This window comes from Actinomycetospora aurantiaca, assembly GCF_037401875.1.
Classification (GTDB): Bacteria; Actinomycetota; Actinomycetes; order Mycobacteriales; family Pseudonocardiaceae; genus Actinomycetospora; species Actinomycetospora aurantiaca.
The window spans coordinates 1-554 of the sequence record NZ_JBBEGN010000051.1 but is presented as its reverse complement, the minus strand read 5'-3'; the positions used below and the strand labels follow the sequence as shown (position 1 = coordinate 554).

At 70.2% G+C, this 554-nt stretch carries 1 protein-coding gene; it reads right to left on the bottom strand.

What is annotated here, in order from left to right; all coding sequences use genetic code 11:
• On the bottom strand, positions 1-264 hold a 264-nt coding region (locus tag WCD74_RS29860; RefSeq protein ID WP_337698575.1), incomplete at its 3' end, for an IS110 family transposase.
• Between the last annotated feature and the right edge of the window lie 290 nt (positions 265-554).

The following is a 554-nucleotide window of genomic DNA, read 5'->3' as shown; positions in this document are numbered from 1 at the left end:
CTCCGGGGCGACCATGCGCACCGCCGCACCGCGAGCCCGCAGCCACGCCGCCAACGGCACCCAGGCGTTGCGCGTCGGCTCCATCACCACGGTCACCTCGGCGTCCGGGTCGACCGCGCGCACCGCCGCCCACAACCGGTCAAGGTCCGCGCTCGAGGTGGAGAACCGGCGGTTGCCCCACACGATCTTCCCGGCCGCATCGGCCAAGGCCGCCCGGTGCGCCTCCCGGCACGCCACGTCGATCCCCAACCGCAACTCACCCATGCGATCAACCCGCTCCTGAACATGCTGCCCTCGGCGAGGTCGCGATCAGCGCCGTGACTGTCGAGCACGCACGCGACCGGCCCGGACATCTCAGGAGGAGTCCGGCACCACGGCACGGCTCCGCGTTCCCAACAAGGCACACCCACGCGGACAGCCACAGCCCCGCGAGCCCCCACGATCAAGATCAAGGACTCGTGTCCCAGTCGCTGTGTAGAGGTGGACCCGCAGGCGCTGCAACCTCACAGCCCCGACCTCGTCGAAGCCAGCACCGAACCTAGATGTCGCTGTGA